Annotated in this window: 21 protein-coding genes; 1 reads left to right on the forward strand and 20 read right to left on the reverse strand. The window is 73.3% G+C overall.

Going from position 1 to position 22,574, the window contains the following annotated elements:
• Positions 1-17: 17 nt before the first annotated feature.
• The 19 genes from BM223_RS14580 to BM223_RS14670 all read right to left on the reverse strand — a co-directional run bounded on the left by BM223_RS14580 (position 18) and on the right by BM223_RS14670 (position 20,072).
• Positions 18-1,373, reverse strand: a complete 1,356-nt coding sequence (locus BM223_RS14580; RefSeq protein ID WP_038679270.1) for an RsmB/NOP family class I SAM-dependent RNA methyltransferase — start codon at positions 1,371-1,373, stop codon at positions 18-20.
• Positions 1,370-2,296: a methionyl-tRNA formyltransferase gene (gene fmt, locus BM223_RS14585; RefSeq protein ID WP_038679272.1), complete on the reverse strand. Its 927-nt coding sequence runs from the start codon at positions 2,294-2,296 to the stop codon at positions 1,370-1,372. Before fmt ends, BM223_RS14580 begins: the two co-directional genes overlap by 4 nt.
• Entirely contained in the window at positions 2,293-2,838 is a 546-nt protein-coding gene (def, locus tag BM223_RS14590) for a peptide deformylase (protein ID WP_038679274.1), read from the reverse strand. Before def ends, fmt begins: the two co-directional genes overlap by 4 nt.
• A 97-nt stretch (positions 2,839-2,935) precedes the next feature.
• Entirely contained in the window at positions 2,936-4,984 is a 2,049-nt protein-coding gene (locus BM223_RS14595; protein ID WP_038679276.1) for a primosomal protein N', read from the reverse strand.
• Between the two features lie 263 nt (positions 4,985-5,247).
• Complete coding sequence (gene metK / locus BM223_RS14600) at positions 5,248-6,447, reverse strand: methionine adenosyltransferase (RefSeq protein ID WP_038679278.1); 1,200 nt, start codon at positions 6,445-6,447, stop codon at positions 5,248-5,250.
• A 79-nt stretch (positions 6,448-6,526) separates the two neighbouring features.
• A complete protein-coding gene (gene coaBC, locus BM223_RS14605) occupies positions 6,527-7,756 on the reverse strand; it encodes a bifunctional phosphopantothenoylcysteine decarboxylase/phosphopantothenate--cysteine ligase CoaBC (RefSeq protein ID WP_038679279.1) in 1,230 nt (409 codons plus the stop codon).
• Between the two features lie 13 nt (positions 7,757-7,769).
• Positions 7,770-8,093, reverse strand: a complete 324-nt coding sequence (gene rpoZ, locus BM223_RS14610; RefSeq protein ID WP_038679281.1) for a DNA-directed RNA polymerase subunit omega — start codon at positions 8,091-8,093, stop codon at positions 7,770-7,772.
• Positions 8,094-8,101: 8 nt separating this feature from the next.
• Complete coding sequence (gene gmk / locus BM223_RS14615; RefSeq protein WP_038679282.1) at positions 8,102-8,668, reverse strand: guanylate kinase; 567 nt, start codon at positions 8,666-8,668, stop codon at positions 8,102-8,104.
• Positions 8,661-8,981 carry an integration host factor, actinobacterial type gene (mihF, locus tag BM223_RS14620; protein WP_038679284.1) on the reverse strand — a complete coding sequence of 107 codons (321 nt, stop codon included), beginning with the start codon at positions 8,979-8,981 and terminating at the stop codon, positions 8,661-8,663. Before mihF ends, gmk begins: the two co-directional genes overlap by 8 nt.
• 97 nt (positions 8,982-9,078) lie before the next feature.
• Complete coding sequence (locus BM223_RS14625) at positions 9,079-9,552, reverse strand: hypothetical protein (protein WP_038679286.1); 474 nt, start codon at positions 9,550-9,552, stop codon at positions 9,079-9,081.
• On the reverse strand, positions 9,549-10,373 hold the full coding sequence (gene pyrF / locus BM223_RS14630) for an orotidine-5'-phosphate decarboxylase (RefSeq protein WP_038679288.1): 825 nt from the start codon (positions 10,371-10,373) through the stop codon (positions 9,549-9,551). Before pyrF ends, BM223_RS14625 begins: the two co-directional genes overlap by 4 nt.
• Complete coding sequence (locus tag BM223_RS14635; protein WP_038679290.1) at positions 10,373-11,530, reverse strand: alpha-hydroxy-acid oxidizing protein; 1,158 nt, start codon at positions 11,528-11,530, stop codon at positions 10,373-10,375. The genes pyrF and BM223_RS14635 overlap by 1 nt, the downstream gene beginning before the upstream one ends.
• Position 11,531: 1 nt before the next feature.
• On the reverse strand, positions 11,532-12,551 hold the full coding sequence (locus BM223_RS14640; RefSeq protein ID WP_038679291.1) for a quinone-dependent dihydroorotate dehydrogenase: 1,020 nt from the start codon (positions 12,549-12,551) through the stop codon (positions 11,532-11,534).
• Positions 12,548-15,853, reverse strand: a complete 3,306-nt coding sequence (gene carB / locus BM223_RS14645) for a carbamoyl-phosphate synthase large subunit (RefSeq protein ID WP_038679293.1) — start codon at positions 15,851-15,853, stop codon at positions 12,548-12,550. Before carB ends, BM223_RS14640 begins: the two co-directional genes overlap by 4 nt.
• Positions 15,853-16,983 (reverse strand): glutamine-hydrolyzing carbamoyl-phosphate synthase small subunit, encoded by a 1,131-nt coding sequence (gene carA, locus BM223_RS14650; protein WP_038679295.1) that lies wholly within the window; start codon positions 16,981-16,983, stop codon positions 15,853-15,855. Before carA ends, carB begins: the two co-directional genes overlap by 1 nt.
• A complete protein-coding gene (locus BM223_RS14655) occupies positions 16,980-18,272 on the reverse strand; it encodes a dihydroorotase (protein WP_038679297.1) in 1,293 nt (430 codons plus the stop codon). The genes carA and BM223_RS14655 overlap by 4 nt, the downstream gene beginning before the upstream one ends.
• On the reverse strand, positions 18,269-19,201 hold the full coding sequence (locus BM223_RS14660) for an aspartate carbamoyltransferase catalytic subunit (protein WP_038679299.1): 933 nt from the start codon (positions 19,199-19,201) through the stop codon (positions 18,269-18,271). The genes BM223_RS14655 and BM223_RS14660 overlap by 4 nt, the downstream gene beginning before the upstream one ends.
• Complete coding sequence (gene pyrR / locus BM223_RS14665; RefSeq protein WP_038679301.1) at positions 19,198-19,758, reverse strand: bifunctional pyr operon transcriptional regulator/uracil phosphoribosyltransferase PyrR; 561 nt, start codon at positions 19,756-19,758, stop codon at positions 19,198-19,200. The genes BM223_RS14660 and pyrR overlap by 4 nt, the downstream gene beginning before the upstream one ends.
• A 143-nt stretch (positions 19,759-19,901) precedes the next feature.
• Positions 19,902-20,072: a CsbD family protein gene (locus BM223_RS14670; protein ID WP_038679302.1), complete on the reverse strand. Its 171-nt coding sequence runs from the start codon at positions 20,070-20,072 to the stop codon at positions 19,902-19,904.
• A gap of 137 nt (positions 20,073-20,209) precedes the next feature.
• Here BM223_RS14670 and BM223_RS14675 point away from each other — a divergent pair, with 137 nt between their 5' ends.
• On the forward strand, positions 20,210-21,193 hold the full coding sequence (locus BM223_RS14675) for a phosphatase PAP2 family protein (RefSeq protein WP_052138692.1): 984 nt from the start codon (positions 20,210-20,212) through the stop codon (positions 21,191-21,193).
• Here BM223_RS14675 and BM223_RS14680 read toward each other — a convergent pair.
• Positions 21,186-22,571 carry a dihydrolipoyl dehydrogenase family protein gene (locus BM223_RS14680; RefSeq protein ID WP_038679304.1) on the reverse strand — a complete coding sequence of 462 codons (1,386 nt, stop codon included), beginning with the start codon at positions 22,569-22,571 and terminating at the stop codon, positions 21,186-21,188. The genes BM223_RS14675 and BM223_RS14680 overlap by 8 nt on opposite strands.
• Positions 22,572-22,574: the final 3 nt, after the last annotated feature.

Genomic DNA, 22,574 nt, shown 5'->3' on the forward strand with positions numbered 1-22,574 from the left:
CCGTCAACCATCTCGGGTCATTCCCGCCTGAGCAGGGCGAGGAACATCGCGTCCGTGCCGTGCCGGTGCGGCCAGAGCTGGACGGTGCCGGGCAGCGGCCCCTCGGCGTCCGGTACGGCGGGCAGGCTGCCCCGCACGTCGTCGAGCCGCAGCTGCGGGTGGGCGTCGAGGATCGCGGTGACGACCTCGGCGGTCTCGGCGAGCACCGGCGAGCACGTCGCGTAGAGCAGCGCTCCCCCGGGCCGCAGCACCCGCGCCGCCTCGGCGAGCAGGGCCCGCTGGAGGGTGACGAGCTCGGCCAGGTCGCCCGGCGTCCGCCGCCAGCGCGCCTCGGGACGCCGGCGCAGCGCGCCGAGGCCGGTGCAGGGCGCGTCGAGGAGGATCCGGTCGGCGCTCGCGTCGGCGAACGGCGCCCGGGTGGCGTCGGCCTGGACGACGCCGGCCAGGCCGGGCCCCGCGGCAGCGGCGCGGGCGACGAGGCGGGCCCGGTGGTGGTGCAGCTCGACGCCGGTCAGCGCCGCGCCGCGCTCGGCGGCCAGCGCCGCGAGCAGCGCCGCTTTGCCGCCGGGACCGGCGCACAGGTCGACCCACCGCTCGTCGCGGCCGGTCACGGCGGCGTTCGCGAGCGCCAGCGCGACGAGCTGGGAGCCCTCGTCCTGGACGCCCGCGCGCCCGTCGGCGACGGCCGGCACTCCGGCCGGGTCGCCGCCGTCGAGCGTCACGCCGTACGGCGAGTAGGGGGTCGGCGCACCGGGCAGCTCGTCACGGCTCGCCCGTCCGGGGCGGGCGACCAGCGTCACCCGCGGCGGGACGTTGTCGGCCGCCAGGAGCGCGGCCACGTCGTCCTCACCGACCGCCTCGGCGAGCGCGTCGACCACCCAGCGCGGGTGGCTCTCGGCCACCGCGAGGTGCCCGTGCGGGTCGGACCCGGCGTCGGGAGCGACCGCGGCGAGCCAGCCGTCGAGGTCGCGCGCCGAGACCTTGCGCAGGACGGCGTTGGCGAAGCCGCCCGCGCCGTGGCTGACCTTGGCCCGGACCAGGTCGACGGTCGTGCTGATCGCGGCGTGCGCAGGCACCCGCATGCCGAGCAGCTGGTGGGTGCCGAGCCGCAGCGCGTCGAGCACCGCGGACTCGACCTTGCGCAGCGGCCGGTCGATGCACGCGGCGAGCACCGCGTCGTAGGTCGCCCGGCGACGGATCGTGCCCGCGGCCAGCTCGGTCACGAAGGCGGCGTCGCGCCCGCCCAGGCCGTGCTGGGCGAGGACGGCGGGCAGCACCAGGTTGGTGTAGCCGTCCTCGACCCGGACCGCCCGCAGCACGTCGAGCGCCGCGACCCGCGCGGGATCGACCCGCTGCCGGCCGCGGCCGCTCACTCGAAGCTCGCGGTCTCGGGCAGTCGTACCCCGCGCGCCCAGTCGGCGGCGCCCATCTGCTTCTTGCCGAACGCCTTGACGTCGGTGAGCCGCACCGGGGCGGACGCCGTCCCGACGAGGACCTCGTTCTTGCCGGCCTGGATCGCGCCGGGCGCGAGGTCCGGGCCGTCGGTGACGATCTCGACCCGGCCGAGCTTGACCCGGTCGCCGTCGAGCGTCGTCCAGGCGCCGGGGCCGGGCGTGCAGGCCCGGATCCGGCGGTCGACGCCCACCGCGGGCTCGGACCAGTCGACCCGGGCGTCCTCGACCGAGATCTTGGGCGCCAGGCTGATCCCGTCGGTGGGCTGCTCGCGCGCCTCGATCGAGCCGTCGGCGATGCCGTCGAGCGTCGCCACCAGCAGGCCCGAGCCGCCCTCGGCGAGCCGGGTGAGCAGGTCGCCGGCGGTGTCGGTCGGGCGGATCCGCTCGGTCATCACGCCGAACGTCGGCCCGGCGTCGAGCTCCTTGACGATCCGGAACGTCGTGGCGCCGGTGTACTCGTCGCCGGCCCAGAGGGAGTGCTGGACGGGCGCCGCGCCGCGCCAGGCCGGCAGCACCGAGAAGTGCAGGTTGACCCAGCCGTGCTCGGGGATGTCGAGCGCGCTCTGCGGGATGAGGGCGCCGTAGGCCACGACCGGGCAGCAGTCGGGGCGCAGCGCGCGCAGCGCCTCCTGGAACTCCGGCTCGCGCGGGTGCTCCGGCTTGAGCACCGGGACGCCGAGATCGGCGGCCCGCTGGGCGACCGGGCTGGGGGTGAGCTTGCGGCCGCGGCCCGAGGGCGCGTCGGGGCGGGTGACCACGCCGACCAGCTCGTGGGGGGACGCGGCGATCGCGTCGAGCGCGGGGACGGCGACCTCGGGGGTGCCGGCGAAGACGACCCTCATCGGCCGAAGCCTCCCGTCGCGTGGGGCGAGACCCGGATGGTCGGCTTCTCGAGCCCGAACCACTCCGACTGGCGGATCTCGCGCATCGCCGCCTTGCGGCCGGCGTCGTCGAGGCGGTCGATGAAGAGGATGCCGTCGAGGTGGTCGGTCTCGTGCTGGATCGCGCGGGCCAGGTAGCCGCTGCCGTCGATCGTGACCGGCTCGCCGTGCATGTCGAAGCCGGTGGCGATCACCGAGAGCGCGCGCAGGCAGTCGTAGGTGAGCTCGGGCAGCGACAGGCAGCCCTCGGGGCCGTCCTGGGTCTCGTCGGACAGGCTCAGCTGCGGGTTGACCAGGTGGCCGACCTCGCCCTCGACGTTCCAGGTGAACACGCGCAGGCCGACACCGATCTGGGGCGCGGCCAGGCCGGCGCCGGGTGCCTCGAGCATCGTGTCGGTCAGGTCGGTGACCAACTGGCGCAGCTCGGCGTCGAAGTGGACGACCTCGATCGCCGGCTTGCGCAGGATCGGGTCGCCGAAGAGGCGGATGGGTCGGATAGCCACTGCGCAAGCCTACTGAGGCGCCTGGCCGGCAGCGCGGCGGGAGCCGCCCGCCAGGCAGCTTGCTGCCTTCCCCTGCGGCGGAGCCGCGCTCGGCCGCTCAGAGCAGCTCGCTGGGATCGACCTGGATCCGGACGGGTTCGAGCTTGCGTGCCGAGCGCAGCCGCTGCGCCTCGGCGAGCGCCCGGGACAGGTCGGCACCCTGGCTCCGCGGCACCCGGACGACGACCCGCTCGACGTCGTCGTCGCGGGTGGGCACCGGGCCCAGCACCTCACCCGGCTCGGGCAGGTCGAGCAGGGTGAGGACGTCGTCGAGCGCGCCCGGCGCCCCGCGGATGGTCGCGATGCGAGCGGCCGGAGGCAGCCGGGCCTCGCGCCGCTCCCCCGCCTCGCGCGCGGCGAAGCCGGCCGGGTCCCAGCGGACGAGCGCCTGGAGCGCGGGCAGCGCCGGGTCGCCGACCGCCAGTGCGCGCCCGCCGGCACCGAGCAGGCCGACGGCGTTGCACCAGCGGCGCAGCGCCTCCTCACCCGCGCGCATGCTGTCGCGGCCCAGCGCCCACCACGTGTCGAGCAGGACGACGACCGCGTAGCCGGCCTCGGCGACGGGCTCGGCGCCCGGGGTGGCGACGACGATCCGTGGCTCGGCACCGACCCGGGACCGGACCTGGTCGCCCGACGACGACAGCACCGGCACCTTGGGGAAGCTGCGCCCCAGCTCGTCGGCCGTGCGGGCGTCGCCCACGATCGGCGCCCGGAGCCCGGCCGCCCCGCACTCGGGGCACGACCAGGCCGGTGCCTCGGTCGCGCACCAGCGGCAGCGCGGTGGCGTGGTCGGCCCGGTGAGCTCGAGCGGGCCGGCGCAGGCGCCGCACCGGGCCGGCGTCCGGCAGCGCTCGCAGGCCAGCCGGAGCACGTAGCCCGCGCGCGGCGTCTGGACCAGCACCGGCCCGCGCTCGAGACCCCACCGCAGCGCGTCGTGGGCCTCGCGCGGCACCCGCGCGCCGCCCCCGCTGGGATCGCGGAGCAGGGCGATCTCGCTGGCGCCGCTGACGCCGATGAGCGCCCGCTCGCGCACCTGCGCCCGCGGCAGCGTGATCTCGCGGGCCCAGCCCGTGCGGAGCAGGTGGTGCGCCTCGACGGTCTGGCTGAAGCCGCCGATGAGCGCCGCCGTGCCCTCGTGCTCGGCGCGCAGCAGCAGCACCTCGCGGGCATGGGGGTACGGCGCCCGCGGCTCGGCGTGGAGGTCGTCGCCGTCGTCCCAGATGACGACGAGACCGAGGTCGTGGACCGGCGCGAAGGCGGCCGAACGGGTGCCGACGACGATGCGCCGCGCGCCCCGGCTGACCGCGAGGAACTCGCGGTAGCGCTTGGCCGGGCCGGGGTCGGCGTGGAGCGCGACGTGGTGCCCCGGCCCCAGGAGGTCGGTGAGCGCGGCGTCGAGCCGGGCGACGTCGCGGTGGTCGGGCAGGCACAGGATCGCGCCCCGGCCCGCCGCGCGGGCCGCGGCAGCGAGCTGGGCGAGCATCGCCGGCCAGTCGTCGCCGGGCGCGGCTCCCCACACGGCCCGCGGCGCGTGCCCCTCGCGGACGTGCGCCAGGAACGGCGCTGCCGCCGGGTACGCCGCCCACGCCCGGTCGGCCGCCGCGGGGTCGTGGTCGAGCGGCGGCTCGGGGGACGTGGGCTCGCGCTCGGTGGTCGCGTGGCGCGGCGGCACGGCGAGACGTCGTACGTCGGCGCTGACGCCGGCATAGCGCTCGGCCACCCGCCGGCACAGCGCCTCGACGGCCGGGCTCAGCACCGGCTCGGGACTGACCAGGCGCCGCAGCGGCACGAGCGTGCCGTCGTGGTCGGACGCCTCGGCGCGCGCCACGACGAAGCCGTCGGCCTCCTGCCCCGCGAACCGCACCTTGACCCGCGTCCCCGGCCGCGCCCCCTCGGCCATCGCTGCCGGCACCGCGTAGTCGAACACCCGGTCGAGGTGCGCCAGCGCCACGTCGAGCACCACCCGCGCCACCGGCTCGACCGCCGCGATCTCGGCCCCCGCGACCTTGCGCGCCCGCGTCGCCGCCGCCTTCGCCCGCCCCTCCTTGACCCGGTCGCGAACGAGCCCCGGCAGCTCGAGCGCCGGCTCGTCGGGGGTCGGGGTCATGGCGGCAGTTCTACCAGCGACCCCCGATCCAACCACGAAGTGCGCCGGTTGCGGGTCCGAGGTCCGGAGGTTGCGGGCGCGAAGTGCGCCGGTTGCGGGTCCGAGGTGCAGGTCGCCCGGCAACGTCCGCGCCTCACCCCCGCAACCTCCCCACTTCGCGCCCGCAACCAGTCCACTTCGCGCCCGCAACCGGCGCACTTCGGGGGAGACGGCACACGCCCGCCGTCCCCAGCGGGACGACGGGCGTGCGGGTGTCCGGGTGGTCAGGCTCCGACGGCGGCCTTGAGGGCGTCGGCACGGTCGGTGCGCTCCCAGGTGAACTCGGGCAGCTCGCGGCCGAAGTGGCCGTAGGCGGCCGTCTTGGCGTAGATCGGGCGGCGCAGGTCGAGGTCGCGCAGGATGGCGGCCGGGCGCAGGTCGAAGACCTCGAGAACGGCGGCCTGGATCTTCTCGTCCGGGACGACGCCGGTGCCGAAGGTCTCGACGAAGACGCCGACCGGCTTGGCGACGCCGATCGCGTAGGCGACCTGGACCTCGGCGCGACGGGCCAGGCCCGCGGCGACGATGTTCTTGGCGACCCAGCGCATGGCGTAGGCGGCCGAGCGGTCGACCTTGGACGGGTCCTTGCCGGAGAACGCGCCGCCACCGTGGCGGGCCATGCCGCCGTAGGTGTCGACGATGATCTTGCGGCCGGTCAGGCCGGCGTCGCCCATCGGGCCACCGACGACGAACTTGCCGGTGGGGTTGATGTGGAGCTTGTAGCCGTCGAACGGGACGCTCGTCTTGAACTGCTCGAGCACGGGCTCGATGACGTGCGTCGTGATGTCGGCGGCGATCTGCTCCTGGCTGACGTCCTCGGCGTGCTGCGTGGACAGCACGACGGTGTCGACGCGCACGGCGCGGTCGTCCTCGTCGTACTCGATGGTGACCTGGGTCTTGCCGTCGGGACGCAGGTAGGCGAGCGTGCCGTTCTTGCGGACCTCGGTGAGGCGCTCGGCGAGCGTCTGCGCGATCTTGATCGGCAGCGGGAACAGCTCGGGGGTGTCGTCGCAGGCGTAGCCGAACATCAGGCCCTGGTCGCCGGCACCCTGCTTGTCGAGCTCGTCGGAGGAGCCACCCAGGCGCACGTCCTCGGCGGTGTCGACGCCCTGGGCGATGTCGGGCGACTGGGCGCCGATCGCGACCTGGACGCCGCAGGAGTTGCCGTCGAAGCCCTTGGCGGAGGAGTCGTAGCCGATCTCGAGGATCTTGTCGCGCACCAGCTGGGCGACCGGGGCGTAGGCCTCGGTGGTGACCTCGCCGGCCACGACGACGAGACCGGTGGTCAGCAGCGTCTCGACGGCGACCCGGCTCTTGGGGTCGTGCTCGAGGAGGTAGTCGAGGACGGTGTCGCTGATCTGGTCAGCGATCTTGTCCGGGTGACCCTCGGTCACCGACTCCGACGTGAACAGACGTCCGGTCATGGTGGTGGGAACTCCTGATTGGGGGCTGGATGGGCGGTGGTCCAACGATACGGACGGCACGAGGTGATGCCTGGGAGTCTCAGGAAAGTCGGGTGACGACCTGGTCCCAGATGAGGTGCGCGAGGGCCGACTTCGAGCCGTGCGGTACGTCGACCGCGGACCCGTCGGCGCCCAGGATCACCGCTTCGTTGTCGGTGCTCCCGAAGACCGCGCCACCGCTCACGTCGTTGACGACGAGCAGGTCGCAGCCCTTGCGGGCCAGCTTGGCGCGGGCCAGGTCGAGCACGCTGCCGGTCGCGTCGCCGGTCTCGGCGGCGAAGCCCACGATCACCGACTCCGGGCGGGCCCGGTGGGTCGAGATCTCCTTGAGGATGTCGGGATTCTGTTGCAGCGTGATCGCCGGAGCCGATCCGTCGTCGGCCTTCTTGATCTTCACCTCGGAGGTGGTCACCGGCCGGAAGTCGGCCGGGGCCGCCGCCATGACCACCGCGTCGGCGCTCGCGGCGGCCGACAGGACGGCGTCGCGCAGCTCGGCGGTGGACTCGACGCGGACCACCTTGACGCCGGCCGGGTCGGGCAGCGCCACGTTGGCCGCGACGAGGGTGACCTCGGCGCCCCGGGCGGCCGCGGCGCGGGCCAGCGCGTAGCCCTGGCGTCCCGAGGAGCGGTTGCCCAGGAAGCGGACCGGGTCGAGCCGCTCCCGGGTGCCGCCCGCGGACACGACGACCTGGCGCCCGGCGAGGTCGTGCACGGCGGTGACCGTCGCGGACTGCGAGCGGGCCAGGACGTCGCGGGCGACCTCGAAGATCTCGTCGGGATCGGGGAGCCGGCCCTTGCCGGTGTCGGCCCCGGTCAGCCGGCCCTCGGCCGGCTCGATCACGATCACGCCGCGGGAGCGCAGCGTGGCGACGTTGGCGGTGGTCGCGGGGTGCTCCCACATCTCGGTGTGCATGGCCGGGGCCAGCACGACCGGGCAGCGGGCGGTGAGGAGCGTGTTGGTGAGCAGGTCGTCGGCCAGGCCGTGCGCGGCCTTGGCCATCAGGTCGGCCGTCGCCGGGGCGACGATCACCAGGTCGGCGCTCTGGCCCAGCCGGACGTGCGGCACCTCGTGCACGCCCGTCCACACCTCGGCCGACACCGGCTTGCCCGACAGCGCCGCCCAGGTGGGGGCGCCGACGAACTCCAGCGCGGCCGCGGTGGGGACCACGGTCACGTCGTGACCGGACTCGGTGAAGTGACGGAGCAGCTCGCAGGCCTTGTAGGCCGCGATGCCGCCGGAGACGCCGAGCACCACGCGGGGCCGGGTCATGGGGGCCGTCAGATCACTCGGCGTCGGCCGCGGGAGCCAGGGCGGCCGCCGCGGCAGCCGGCTCGACGAGCTCGGACGGGTCGATGTCCTCGCAGGTCAGGAGGTCCTCGTTGATCTCGCGCAGCGCGATCGAGAGAGGCTTCTCCTGGACGTGGGTCTCGACCAGCGGGCCGACGTACTCGAGCAGGCCCTCGCCCAGCTGGGAGTAGTAGGCGTTGATCTGCCGCGCCCGCTTGGCGCTGTAGAGGACCAGCTTGTACTTGCTGTCGGTCTTGGACAGCAGGTCGTCGATGGGCGGGTTGGTAACACCCTCAGCGGCGATGTTCGGGGCAGACACAGAGGTCCTCACTGATCGTGGACGGAATCAACCATCAAGGCTATCAACTCATCGACGGCAGCGTTAACTTCGCGGTTGACGATGGTCACGTCGAACTCGGCCTCGGCGGCCAGCTCGTCGCGCGCGGTGGCCAGCCGGCGCTCGCGCTCCTCCTCGCTCTCGGTGCCCCGGCCGACGAGCCGGCGCACCAGCTCGTCCCAGGACGGCGGCTTGAGGAAGACGAAGACGGCCTCCGGCGCGGTCTCGCGCACCTGGCGCGCGCCCTGCAGGTCGATCTCGAGCAGGGCCGGGCGACCGGCGGCGACCGCGGCCTCGACCGGTCCGCGCGGCGTGCCGTAGCGGTGCACGCCGTGGACGACGGCCCACTCGAGCATCTGGCCCTCGGCGACCAGCCGGTCGAACTCGGCGTCGTCGACGAAGTGGTAGTGGACGCCGTCGACCTCGCCGGGGCGCGGCGCCCGGGTGGTCGCGGAGACCGAGAGGTAGACCTCGGGGTGCTCCTCGCGGACGGCGGCGGCGACCGTGCCCTTGCCGACCGCGGTGGGCCCGGCGAGGACGAACAGACGGCTACTCACCGGCGGCGAACTCGCGCTCCAGCGCGGCGACCTGCTTGGCGCCCAGGCCGCGGACCCGCCGGGACTCGGCGATGCCGAGCCGCTCCATCACCTGGCGGGCGCGGACCTTGCCCAGGCCCGGCACGGACTGCAGGAGGTCGAGCACCTTCATCTTGCCGATGACCTCGTTGACCTGGCCCTGCGCGAGCACGTCGCTGATCGAGGCGCCGGAGTTCTTGAGCCGGTTCTTCACCTCGGCCCGCTCGCGGCGCGCGGCCGCTGCCTTCGCGAGCGCAGCCTGGCGCTGTTCGGGGGTCAGAGGAGGCAGAGCCACGGGTGCGGAGTCCTTCGGTGGGTGGTCGCGGGGCGGACGGAGCCGCCGTCGGCCAATCTAGCCAGAAGGGATCGGCGGCGGCAACGCGGGTGAACGCTCAGAGGCTCAGCGGGGTCTTGCAGACGTCGCGGGCCTGCTGCTGGACCCGGGACAGCGCCGCCGCGGTCTCGCGCGAGCCCAGCCGGACCGCGGCCGTGTCGATCGCCTTCCGGTCGTCGGCGGACACCGACGCGGGCGGGTCCTCGCGGTCGTAGGTCGCGGCGTCGACCCCGGCGTCCGAGAGCGCCTTCTCGAGGTCGGTGATCCGCGCGACGACGAGCTGCCAGTCGGCCCGGATGTCGTCGGGCGACTTCTCCTCGAGCGCCTCGAAGCTCGGCAGCGCCCGGATCAGGCCGACCTCGGGGCCGGCCGCGAGCGCGGCACCGACCTGCTCGCGGCGGTTCTCGACCTCGGAGCAGTACGACGCGAACGGGTCGTCGTCGCCGCTCCCCCGCAGCCACAGGAAGCCCACCACGAGCGCGACCGCCACGACGACGGCCGCGGCGGCGAGCCGGCGGCTCCGCGGACTCACCCGAGCAGCTCGCGGAGCTCGTCGTTGCTGCGCCGCACCGCGCCGGCGAGGGCGGCCGGGTCGGGCCCGAGCCGGAGGACGCCGCGGGAGGAGGTGGCCAGGACGTTGCGGACACCGGCCCCGAAGATCCGGCGCAGGTCGGCGGTGGTGCCGCCCTGCTCGCCGTACCCGGGGGCGAGGATGGGGCCGTTGAACGCGAGGTCCAGGCCGCGGTCGTCCTCGAGCGTGGCCCCGACGACGGCCCCGAACGAGCCGAGCGGGACCGCGTCGGCGTTGAGCCGGCGCAGGTGGTCGAGAACGGTGGCCGAGACGGTGCGCCCGCCGGTGACGGCCTCCTGCACCTCGGGGCCCTCCTTGTTGGAGGTCGCGGCGAGGACGAACAGGCCGGCGTCGAACTTCTCCGCGGTGTCGACGAACGGCTGCAGCGAGCCGAAGCCGAGGTAGGGGCTCACCGTGACCGCGTCGCAGGCCAGCGGCGAGGCCGGATCGAGGTAGGCGTCGGCGTAGGCCTGCGAGGTGGAGCCGATGTCGCCGCGCTTGATGTCGAGCAGCACGAGCGCGCCCGCCGCGCGGCCGGCCTCGATCACCCGCTCGAGGACGGCGACCCCGCGGCTGCCGAAGCGCTCGTAGAACGCCGACTGCGGCTTGATCACGCTGCAGTGGGGAGCCACCGCCTCGACCGCGCCGAGCGCGAACCGCTCGAGCCCGGCGACGTCGTCGTCGTACCCCCAGGCGTGGAGGAGGGACGCGTGCGGGTCGATGCCGACGCAGAACGGGCCGCGGTCGGCGACGGCGGCGACGAGTCGGGCACCGAAGGTCATCAGGAGGTCCTCCGCAGGGCGTCGGGGCCGAGGTCGGCCAGGGTCGGGTAGCCGTCGACGGCCATGATCAGGTCGGCCTCGGCGAGCATCGAGCGGATCTGGTGGACCGCGCCGGGGACGCCGCCGAGCGCCAGGGCGTAGGCGTAGGGGCGCCCGATGGCGACCGCGTCGGCTCCGAGCGCGACCGCCTTGACGACGTCGGCGCCGGAGCGCACGCCCGAGTCGAAGACCACCGGCGCCCGGCCGTCGACGGCCGCGACGACGTCGGGCAGCCAGTCGAGCGCCGCTCCCCCGCCGTTGGCCTGGCGGCCGCCGTGGTTGGAGCAGTAGATGCCGTCGACGCCCGCGTCGAGCGCCTGCCGGGCGTCGTCGGGGTGGCAGATGCCCTTGAGCACGATCGGCAGGTCGGTCAGCGAGCGCAGCCACGGCAGGTCCTCCCAGGTGACCGGGTGGCCGAACGTGCCGGCCCAGGTCATCACCACGGTGCCCGGGTCGGGGTTCGGCCCGGTCATCTCCTGGAACACCGGGTCGGAGGTGTAGTTGGCCAGCGCCTTGCCGCGCAGCTGCGGGAAGTTGCCCGAGGCGAGGTCGCGCGGGCGCCATCCCGGTACCCACGTGTCGAGCGTGACGACGATCGCCTCGTAGCCGGCCGCCTCGGCCCGGCGGACGAGGCTCTCGGCGAGCTCGCGGTTCTTGGGCGTGTAGAGCTGGAACCACTTCGGCGCGTCGCCGGCCGCGGCCGACACGACCTCGAGCGGGTCGCTCATCAGCGTGGAGCCGATGAACGGGACGCCGGTCGCCGCCGCGACCTCGGCTGCGTGGACGTCGCCGTGCTGGTCGGGCGTGCAGATCCCGATCACCCCGACCGGAGCCAGCAGGAGCGGGCTCGTCAGGGTCCGGCCGAGGAGCTCGACCGACAGGTCGCGCTCGGCCGGCGCGCGCAGCATCCGCGGCACGACGGCCCAGCGCTCGAACGCCGCGACGTTGGCACGCTGGGTGGACTCGTCGCCGGCCCCGCCCGCGACGTAGGTGCGCAGCTCGGGCGGCAGCGCCGCCAGCGCGCGCGCCTCGAGGTCGGCGTAGTCGAACGGGTGCGCGGGCAGGACGCCGCCGAGGGCGCCGAGGTAGAGCTCCAGCTGGTAGTCGCCGAAGCTCATGTCACAGCGCCTTGAGGATCTGTCGTGGCCACATCGGGCCACCGTAGATGAGCGCGCTGTAGGCCTGCACGAGATCCGCGCCGGCCGCGACCCGCGCCGCGGCCTGCTCTGGCGTGCTGATGCCGCCGACACCGATCAGCGTGAGCCGGTCGCCGACCCGCCCGCGCAGCAGCCGGAGCACCTCGGTGGAGCGCTCGGTGAGCGGGGCCCCGGAGAGCCCGCCCGCGCCGACCTCCTCGACCTTCGCCGACGGCGTGCGCAGCCCCTCGCGCGAGATCGTCGTGTTGGTCGCGATGACGCCGGCCAGGCCGAGGTCGAGCGCCATGTCGGCGACGGCGAGCACGTCGTCGTCGGACAGGTCGGGCGCGATCTTCACCAACAGCGGGATCGGGGCGGCCGTCACCTCGTCAGCCGTGCGACGGACGTGGCGCAGCAGGGGGGCGAGCTTCTCGACTGCCTGCAGGTTGCGCAGCCCGGGGGTGTTGGGCGAGCTCACGTTGACCACCAGGTAGTCCGCGTGCGGGGCGAGCCGGCGCGTCGACGTCTCGTAGTCGGCCTCGACGGCGGCCTGGTCGTCGTCGGGGACGACCTTGGACTTCCCGATGTTGACGCCGAGGACCAGGTCGCCGCGGCGGCGCTTGGCGAGCCGGGCCGCCACGACCGCCGAGCCGTCGTTGTTGAAGCCCATCCGGTTGACGATCGCGCGGTCCTCGGGCAGGCGGAACAGCCGCGGCTTCGGGTTGCCCGGCTGCGCGAGCGCGGTGACCGTGCCGATCTCGACGTGCCCGAACCCGAACGCACCCATCCGGTCGTAGACCCGCGCGTTCTTGTCGAAGCCCGGCGCGAGCCCCAGCCGGTTGGGGAAGGTCAGGCCCATCGCCTCGACCGGCGCGCGGCCGGGGATCGGTGCCCGGGAGAGCACCGGTCCCCCGGCTCGCAGCGCGTCGTAGGTCAGGTGGTGCGCCTTCTCGGCGTCCATCTTGACCAGGAGGTGGTCGAAGACCTTGTCGTAGAGCGTCACCGGGCGGCCTCGGCGGCGGCGTTCCACTCCTGGAGCGAGCGGACGCCGACCGAGCCCGCGCGGATCGCGGCGATGCCCTGCACCGCCGCGGCCAGACCCTGGACCGTCGTGATGCACGGCGTCCCGGTGAGCACCGCCGACGAGCGGATCTCGTAGCCGTCGACCCGCGAGTCGCCGCCGCCGGTCGATCCGTGCGGGGTGTTGACGATCAGGTCGATCTCGCCGTCGAGGATCATCTGCACGACCGTCGGCTGCCCGTCGGGGCCGGGGCCCTCGAAGTGCTTGCGCACGATGGTCGCCTGGATGCCGTTGCGGCGCAGCACCTCGGCCGTGCCCTGGGTCGCGAGGATCTCGAAGCCGTAGTCGGCCAGCACCCGCGCGGGGAACACCATCGTGCGCTTGTCGCGGTTGGCGATCGAGATGAAGACCTTGCCCGAGGTGGGCAGCGGGCCGTAGGCGGCAGCCTGGGACTTGCTGAACGCCGTACCGAAGTCGGCGTCGAAGCCCATCACCTCACCGGTCGACTTCATCTCGGGGCCGAGCACGGTGTCGACGAACTGGCCGTCCTTGGTGCGGAACCGGTTGAACGGCAGCACTGCCTCCTTGACCGCGATCGGCGCACCGGACGGCAGCGAGCCGCCGTCGCCCTCGGCCGGGAGCCCGCCGTTGGCGCGGAGCTCGGCGATCGACTCCCCCAGCATCACCCGGGCCGCGGCCTTGGCGAGCTGCGTACCCGTCGCCTTGGAGACGAACGGCACCGTGCGCGAGGCACGCGGGTTGGCCTCGATCACGTAGAGCACGTCGGCGCCCAGCGCGAACTGGATGTTGATCAGGCCGCGAACGCCGACGCCCTTGGCGATCGCCTCGGTGGCCGCGCGGATCCGGTCGATCTCGGCGTCGCCCAGCGTGATCGGCGGCAGCGCGCACGAGGAGTCACCGGAGTGGATGCCGGCCTCCTCGATGTGCTCCATCACGCCGCCGAGGAACAGCTCGGTGCCGTCGTAGAGCGCGTCGACGTCGATCTCGACCGCGTCGTCGATGAACCGGTCGACCAGGACCGGGCGGTCCGGGCTGATCTCGGTCGCGGCGTTGATGTACGCCTCGAGCGCCTGGTCGCTGTAGACGATCTGCATGCCCCGCCCGCCCAGCACGTACGACGGACGCACGAGCACCGGGTAGCCGATGGAGTGCGCGATCGCCTGGGCGTCCTCGTAGGACACCGCCGTGCCGTGCTTGGGCGCGACCAGGCCGGCCTCGGCGAGCACCCGCCCGAAGGCGCCGCGCTCCTCGGCGAGGTCGATCGCCTCGGGGCTGGTGCCGACGATCGGGACGCCGGCGTCCTGGAGGCCCTGCGCCAGGCCGAGCGGGGTCTGCCCGCCGAGCGTCGCGATGACGCCCGCGATCGGGCCGGCGGCCTTCTCGGCCTCGTAGATCTCCAGCACGTCCTCGAGCGTCAGGGGCTCGAAGTAGAGGCGGTCCGAGGTGTCGTAGTCGGTGGAGACGGTCTCGGGGTTGCAGTTGACCATGATCGTCTCGTAGCCCGCCTCGGCCAGCGCCAGGCTGGCGTGGACGCACGAGTAGTCGAACTCGATGCCCTGGCCGATCCGGTTGGGCCCGGAGCCGAGGATGATCACGGCCTGCTTGCCCTCGGCGCGCGGCTGCACCTCGGACTCCTCGTCGTAGGAGGAGTAGTAGTACGGCGTCTGCGCGGCGAACTCGGCCGCGCAGGTGTCGACGGTCTTGTAGACCGGGCGGACGCCGGTGGCGTGGCGCGCCGCGCGGACCTCGGCCTCGGAGATCCCCCGGATCTGCGCGACCTGCAGGTCGGAGAGCCCGTGCCGCTTGGCCAGCCGCAGCGCGCCGGCGTCGAGCGCCTCGGCCGCGGCGACCTTCTGCGCGATCTCGTCGATCAGGAAGAGCTGGTCGACGAACCAGGGGTCGATCTTGGTGGCGTCGTGGACCTCGTCCTGGGTCGCGCCGGCGCGGATCGCCTGCATGACCTCCTGGAGCCGGCCGTCGTGCGGGACCTTCGTGCCCTCGAGCAGGGCGGCCTTGTCGCCGAGCGGGGCCGCCCAGTCGAACGGCGCGTGCTTGTTCTCGAGCGAGCGCAGCGCCTTGTTGAGCGCCTCGCTGAAGCTGCGCCCGATCGCCATCGCCTCGCCCACCGACTTCATGTGGGTGGTCAGCGTCGGGTCGGCCGTCGGGAACTTCTCGAACGCGAACCGCGGGACCTTCACCACGACGTAGTCGAGGCTCGGCTCGAAGGACGCCGGCGTCTCCTTCGTGATGTCGTTGGGGATCTCGTCGAGCGTGTAGCCGACCGCGACCTTGGCCGCGATCTTGGCGATCGGGAAGCCCGTCGCCTTGGACGCCAGCGCCGAGGAGCGCGAGACCCGCGGGTTCATCTCGATGACGATGACCCGGCCGTCGGCGGGGTTCACGGCGTACTGGATGTTGCAGCCGCCGGTGTCGACGCCGACCTCGCGGATGATGCCGATCGCCAGGTCGCGCAGGTGCTGGTACTCGCGGTCGGTCAGCGTCATCGCCGGGGCGACGGTGATCGAGTCGCCGGTGTGGACGCCCATCGGGTCGAAGTTCTCGATCGAGCAGATGATGACGACGTTGTCGGCCTTGTCGCGCATCACCTCCAGCTCGTACTCCTTCCACCCGATGATCGACTCCTCGATCAGCACCTCGGTGGTGGGGCTGGCGGACAGGCCGGCACCGGCGATCCGCTGCAGGTCGGCACCGTCGTACGCGATGCCGGAGCCGAGACCGCCCATGGTGAACGACGGGCGGACGACGACCGGGAAGCCCAGCTCGCCGGCGGCCTTCTCGACCTCGTCCATCGAGTGGCACACGAACGAGCGGGCGACCTCGCCGCCGACCTTGTGCACGATGGCGTTGAACAGCTCGCGGTTCTCACCGCGGTGGATGGCCTCGAAGGAGGCGCCGATCATCTCGACGCCGTACTTCTCCAGGACGCCGCTCTCGTGAGCCGCGATCGCGGCGTTGAGCGCGGTCTGGCCGCCCAGCGTCGGCAGGATCGCGTCGGGGCGCTCCTTGGCGATGATCTTCTCGACGAACTCGGGCGTGATCGGCTCGACGTACGTCGCGTCGGCGAACTCCGGGTCGGTCATGATCGTGGCCGGGTTGGAGTTGATGAGGATGACCCGCAGGCCCTCCTCCTTGAGCACCCGGCACGCCTGCGTGCCGGAGTAGTCGAACTCGCAGGCCTGGCCGATCACGATCGGGCCGGAGCCGATGACCAGGACGGACTTGATGTCTTCGCGCTTCGGCATCAGGCGTTCTCCTCCAGGAGCGTGGTGAAGCGGTCGAAGAGGTACGCCGCGTCGTGCGGGCCGGCAGCGGCCTCGGGGTGGTACTGGACGGAGAAGCTCTTGAGCCTGCCGTCGGCGGTCCGCAGCTCGAGTCCCTCGACGACGTCGTCGTTGAGGCACACGTGGCTGACCGTCGCGACGCCGTAGGGCGTCTCGGTGGGCTCGCCGACCGGGGCGTCGACGGCGAACCCGTGGTTGTGCGCGGTGACCTCGACCTTGCGGGTGGTCAGGTCCATCACCGGCTGGTTGATGCCGCGGTGGCCGTACTTCAGCTTGTAGGTGCCGAAGCCGAGCGCCCGCCCGAACAGCTGGTTGCCGAAGCAGATGCCGAAGTAGGGCAGCTCGCGCTCCAGCGCCTGCTGCAGCAGCTGCACCTGGCCGGTCGTGGCGGCCGGGTCGCCGGGGCCGTTGGAGAAGAACAGGCCGTCCGGCTGCACGGCCAGGACGTCGTCGATGCTCGCGGTGGCGGGCAGGACGTGGACCTCGATGCCGCGCTCGCTCATCCGGTAGGGCGTCATGTCCTTGATGCCGAGGTCGAGCGCGGCCACGGTGAACCGCTTCTCGCCCTGCGCGGGCACGACGTAGGCCTCGCCGGTGGAGACCGCCTCGGACAGGTTGGCGCCGCTCATCTCGGCCGACTCCTTGACCCGGGCCAGCAGCGCCTCGGGGTCGGTCTCGACCGTGGAGATGCCCACCCGCATGGCACCGCGCTCGCGCAGGTGCCGGGTCAGCGCCCGGGTGTCGATGCCGGAGATGCCGACGACGCCCTGGGCGCGCAGCTCGTCGTCGAGCGTGCGGCGCGAGCGCCAGTTGCTCGGGATGCGCGCGGGCTCGCGGACGACGTACCCGGCGACCCAGATGCGCTTCGACTCCGGGTCCTCGTCGTTGACGCCGGTGTTGCCGATGTGCGGCGCGGTCATCACGACCACCTGGCGGTGGTACGACGGGTCGGTCAGTGTCTCCTGGTAGCCGGTCATGCCGGTGTTGAAGACGGCCTCGCCGAAGGTCTCCCCCTCGGCGCCGTAGGCCTCGCCGTGGAAGGTGCGCCCGTCCTCGAGGACGAGCAGCGCGGGCAGTGCAGCGGTGGTCATGCGAGAGCTCCTTCGAGCACCGTGGGCGTGCCGCGCAGCAGCGTGGCGACCACCCGTCCGGTGAGCTTGCGGTCGTGCCAGGGGTTGTTGCGGCTCAGCGAGACGCTGGCGGCGCGGTCGACGACGACCTTCGCGGCCGGGTCGACGAGCGTGAGGTTGGCCGGCTCGCCGACGGCGACCGGACGGCCGTGGACGTCGTCCAGACCGGCGATCCGGGCCGGGTTGACGCTCATCGTGCGGGCCACGCCGGCCCAGTCGAGCAGGCCGTTCTCGACCATCACCGTGGTGATGACCGGCAGCGCCGTCTCGAGCCCGAGCATGCCGAACGCCGCGTCGACGAAGGCGTGCTCCTTGTCGTGGCGCGCGTGCGGCGCGTGGTCGGTGGCGACGGCGTCGATGGTGCCGTCGGCCAGCGCCTCGCGCAGCGCCCGGACGTCCTCGTCGGGACGCAGCGGCGGGTTGACCTTGAACGTCGGGTCGTAGCCGGTGAGCAGGTCGGTGGTGAGCAGCAGGTGGTGCGGGGTGACCTCGGCGGTCACCGCGATCCCCTGCGCCTTGGCCCAGCGGACCACCTCGACGCTGCCGGCGGTCGAGACGTGCGCGACGTGGACCCGGCTGCCGGTGTGGCGGGCGAGCATCACGTCGCGGGCGACGATGACCTCCTCGGCGACGCCGGGCCAGCCGGGCAGGCCGAGCTGTCCCGAGAGCTCTCCCTCGTGGCAGCAGGCGGTCGGTCCGGCCAGCGACGGGTCCTGGCTGTGCTGGCTGACCACGCCGCCGAACGCCTTGACGTACTCGAGCGCGCGCCGCATGACGCGCGGGTCGTGGACGCACTTGCCGTCGTCGGAGAAGACCCGCACCTTGGCCCGGCTGCGGGCCATCAGCCCGAGCTCGGCGAGCTCCTCGCCGGCCAGGCCCTTGGTGACCGCGCCGACGGGCTGGACGTCGACCAGGCCCGCCGCGCGGCCCAGGTCGTAGACCCGCTCGGCGGCCTCGGCGGTGTCGGTCACCGGGCTGGTGTTGGCCATCGCGAGGACGGCGGTGAAACCGCCCACCGCGGCCGCGCGCGAGCCGGTGAGCACCGTCTCGGCGTCCTCGCGGCCGGGCTCGCGCAGGTGGGTGTGCAGGTCGACGAGGCCGGGCAGCAGGCGCAGGCCGTCGGCGTCGATGGTGCGGTCGGCCGTGGCCTTCACCGCGCCCAGCTCGGCGATGACGCCGTCCTGGACGAGGACGTCGGTCGTCGTGCCGTCGGGCAGGGTGGCGCCCTTGATCAGGGTCGAGGCGGTCACTTGGTCTCCTCCCCCGCCAGCAGGTGGTAGAGCACGGACATGCGGACGGCGACGCCGGCGGAGACCTGGTCGAGGACGACCGAGTCGAGCGCGTCGGCGGCGTCCGCGGAGATCTCCAGGCCGCGGTTCATCGGGCCCGGGTGCAGGATCGGCGTCCCCGGCTTCAGCACGGCGAGCCGGTCGCGGGTGAGCCCGTAGCCGACCGTGTACTCACGCGCGGTCGGGAAGAACCCGCCGCTCATCCGCTCGCGCTGGACGCGGAGCATCATCACCGCGTCGGCGCTCGGCAGCACCGCGTCGAGGTCGTACGACGTCGCGAAGCCCGCCGTCTTGGACCAGTCGCCCACGCCGGCCGGCATCAGCGTCGGCGGCGCCACCACGGTGACCGTCGCGCCCAGCTTGGCCAGGCACTTGACGTTGCTGCGGAAGACGCGGCTGTGGGTCAGGTCGCCCACGATCGCGACGTGCTTGCCCTCGAGCGAGCCGAGCTTGCGGGTCAGCGTGTAGCTGTCGAGCAGCGCCTGGGTGGGGTGCTCGTGGGTGCCGTCGCCGGCGTTGATCACCGGGACGTCGATCCACCGGCTGATCTGCTCGGCCGCACCGCTCGCGCCGTGGCGCACGACGAGGCCGTCGACGCCCATCGCGGTCACCGTCAGCACGGTGTCGCGCAGGGACTCGCCCTTGCTCGCGCTGCTGCCCTTGGCGGACAGGTTGATCACGTCGGCCGAGAGCCACTTGCCGGCGATCTCGAAGCTCGACCGGGTCCGGGTGGAGTCCTCGAAGAACAGGTTGATGACGGTGCGCCCGCGCAGCGCGGGAAGCTTCTTGACCTCGCGCCGCTGCACGTCGTGCATCTCGGCCGCCGTGGTGAAGAGCTGCTCGATGTCGCCGGCGCTCAGGTCGTCGATGCTGAGGAGGTGCTTGTTCATGCGATCCGCACCTCGTCCTCGCCGTCGGTCTCGACCAACCGCAGGCTGACCCGCTCGCTGCGCGCCGTCGGCAGGTTCTTGCCGACGTGGTCCGCGCGGATCGGCAGCTCGCGGTGGCCGCGGTCGACCAGCACCGCCAGCCGGACGACGGCCGGGCGGCCCAGGTCCGAGAGCGCGTCGAGCGCGGCCCGGATGGTGCGGCCGGAGTAGAGCACGTCGTCCACCAGGACGACGGTCTTGCCGTCGACGCCGCCGGCCGGCACCTGGGTGCGGTGGGGCGTGCGGGTCGGGTGGGAGCGCAGGTCGTCGCGGTACATCGTGACGTCGAGCTCGCCGGTCGCGACCGTCGTCCCCTCGACGTCGGCGATGTTCGCGGCGATGCGGTGGGCGAGCGGGACGCCGCGCGTGTGGAGCCCGAGAAGCAAGAGATCCTCGGCGCCCTTGTTGCGCTCGAGGATCTCGTGGGAAATGCGGATCAGCGCCCGGCTGATGTCGCCGGCGTCGAGAACGACGCGGCCCGTGCTCGCGGGCGTCTCCGGAGTCTGCTGTGCAGGCAAGACTGACGGAACCTCCTTCTCCGCCTCACAGGACGGCTCGTTAAAGGATGTTGCTGCGCCGACTCTACCGACTCCCGGGGCTCTGACGGGAACCGGGCCCGGCGTGGTTCGCACCACCCCGGGCCCGGCACGTCATGCCGACGTCACTTGAAGGCGTCCTTCACCTTCTCGCCGGCCTGCTTGAGGGCGCCCTTGGCCTGGTCGGCCTTGCCCTCCGCCTCGAGGTCCTTGTCGTCGGTCGCCTTGCCGGTGGCCTCCTTGGCCTCACCGATCTTCTCCTCGGCGGTGTTCTTGAGCTTGTCGTCGAGACCCATGCTGCTCCACTCCCTTCGGTGTCGGTGCCGCGCCAGGCGCGGCCGTGGACCCCAGGTACCCGGCACCCGGCACCCGATCCGGGCCCATCCCCCTGGGTGAGCGAGGTCACCGGCTACTCTCCCTCCCGGAGGTCGTGATGACGGGCGGTGAAGCGGAGGCGGTGCGGTCGGACCTGCCGCGCGTCGACGTCGTCCGCGTGCTGGGCGCGCTCGCGTTCGTCGTCGGCCTGGTCGTCTACATGCAGGTCGAGGGCCTGCCCCGGCAGGGCTACCAGGTGGTCCTCATCCTCTGGCTGGCCACGGTCGCCTGGGACGTGCGCCGTCCGGTGCGCGAGCACCTGGCCTTCCTGCGCGACTGGTGGCCGCCGTTCGTGGTGCTGCTCTTCTACCTCTACAGCCGCGGCGTCTCCGACGACCTCGGCATCTTCAGCGTGCACTTCACCGAGCCGATCGAGGCCGATCGCTGGCTGTTCGGCGGCACGCTCCCGACGCAGTTCCTGCAGGAGCACCTGTGCGGCGTGCCGTGCCGGCAGTCCCTGGCCCCGCGCTGGTACGACGTCGTGCTCACGACCGTCTACTACTCCCACTTCTTTGCCGCGCTCGCCATCGGCGCGGTGCTGTGGAAGCGCAAGCGCGACGAGTGGGTCTACTTCATGCGCCGCTACCTCGTGATCATCTCGCTGTCGGTGATCTGCTACGTCCTCTACCCGATGGCGCCGCCGTGGATGGCCGCGCGTGACGGCTACCTGACCGACGACGTCGCCCGGATCACCGGCCGCGGCTGGTTCGACCTCACCGCCTCGGCGGGCAGCACGACCACCGCGCACCAGAACGTCTCGACCATCGGCAACCAGGTCGCGGCGATGCCCTCGCTGCATTCCGCGCTGGCGATCTTCATCGCCTGGTGGGTGATCGCGCGCTTCGCGAGCCCGTGGCGCTGGACCGTGCTGCTCTACCCCGCCAGCATGCTGTTCTCGCTGGTCTACTACGCCGAGCACTACGTCATCGACGAGATCGCCGGCGCCCTGCTCGTCGTGGTCGTGATGGCGGGCTGGGCCTGGTGGGACCGGCGGCGGGCCGCGCGGTCCCCCGCCGCCGACGCCGCCGCCGCCCTCAGCTGATGTCGCCGAGGGCGGTCTCGATCGCCCGGTGGAAGGTCGGGTAGGCGAAGTGCATGCCGCGCAGGGTCGCCAACGGCACCCGCGCGTGGATCGCGGTGACGAGCATGCCGATCATCTCGCCGCCGGACGGCCCGACGGCGGTCGCCCCGACGAGGATGTCGCGGTCGAGGTCGGCGACGACCTTGATCAGGCCCTCGTTGCCGACCTTGTGGATCCAGCCGCGGCTCGACTCCGGGAGCTTCGCCAGCCCGACGCCCACCCGCAGGCCGGCATCGCGGGCCTGCTGCTCGGTCATCCCGACCGAGCCGACCTCGGGATCGGTGAACGTCGCCCGCGAGACGGCGCGGTAGTCGGCGCGCGGCTTGCCGTCGTCGGTGAGCACGCGGATGACGAGATCGGCCTGGTACATCGACATGTGCGTGAACGCGCCCTTGCCGGTGATGTCGCCGATCGCCCACAGGCCCCGGGTGCCCTTGACCCGCATCCGGCGGGTGACGTCGAGCGCGCGCACCGCCGGGTCGAGGCCGACGGTGTCGAGGCCGATGTCCCCCAGGTTGGTACGACGGCCCGCCGCGACGAGCAGCGCGTCGGCGCCGACCGACGTGCCGTCGGCGAGGCCGATGCTGAACGCGCCCTCGTGGGCGACCGCGGTGACGCCGACGCCGGTGCGGACCGTGATGCCCTCGGCCTCGAGCGCCGCACGAACGACAGCGCTGGCCTCGGGCTCCTCGGGACCGAGGATCCGGTCGAAGGCCTCGATCACGCTCACCTCGACGCCGAAGCGCGCGAACGCCTGGGCGAGCTCGCAGCCGATCGCCCCACCGCCGAGGACGGCGAGGCTCGCGGGCAGCTCGCGGACGCGCACGGCGTCCCGGTTGGTCCAGTACGGCGTGCCGGCCAGCCCCGGGATGGGCGGCACGGCCGGCTCGGTGCCGGTGTTGAGGACGACGCCGCGCCGCGCGGTGATCGCCACCTCGCCGTCGGCAGTGGTGACGACGACACGCCTGGGCCCGTCGAGGCGGCCGTGCCCGCGGACGAAGCGCGCCCCCGCCTTCTCGAGCCGCTCGACGGCGACCCGGTCGTCCCAGTCGTCGGTCGCCTCGTCCCGGATCCGGTCGGCGACCGTCGTCCAGCTCGCCCGGACCTCGGTCGCCCCACCCAGCGCCGGCACCCGGCGGGCCTCGGCGAGCGCGTCGGCGGCCCGGATCATCATCTTCGAGGGGATGCACCCGAAGTAGGGGCACTCACCCCCGACCAGGCGGCGGTCGACCCCGACCACCTCGAGCCCGGCGCGGGCGAGCGAGGCGGCGACGTGCTCGCCGCCCGGCCCCAGCCCGATGACGACGACATCGACCTCGTTCTCAGCAGCATCCGGCATGGC

Origin of the sequence: Pimelobacter simplex (assembly GCF_900114845.1) — a bacterium.
In the GTDB taxonomy this organism is placed as follows: Bacteria; Actinomycetota; Actinomycetes; order Propionibacteriales; family Nocardioidaceae; genus Nocardioides; species Nocardioides simplex.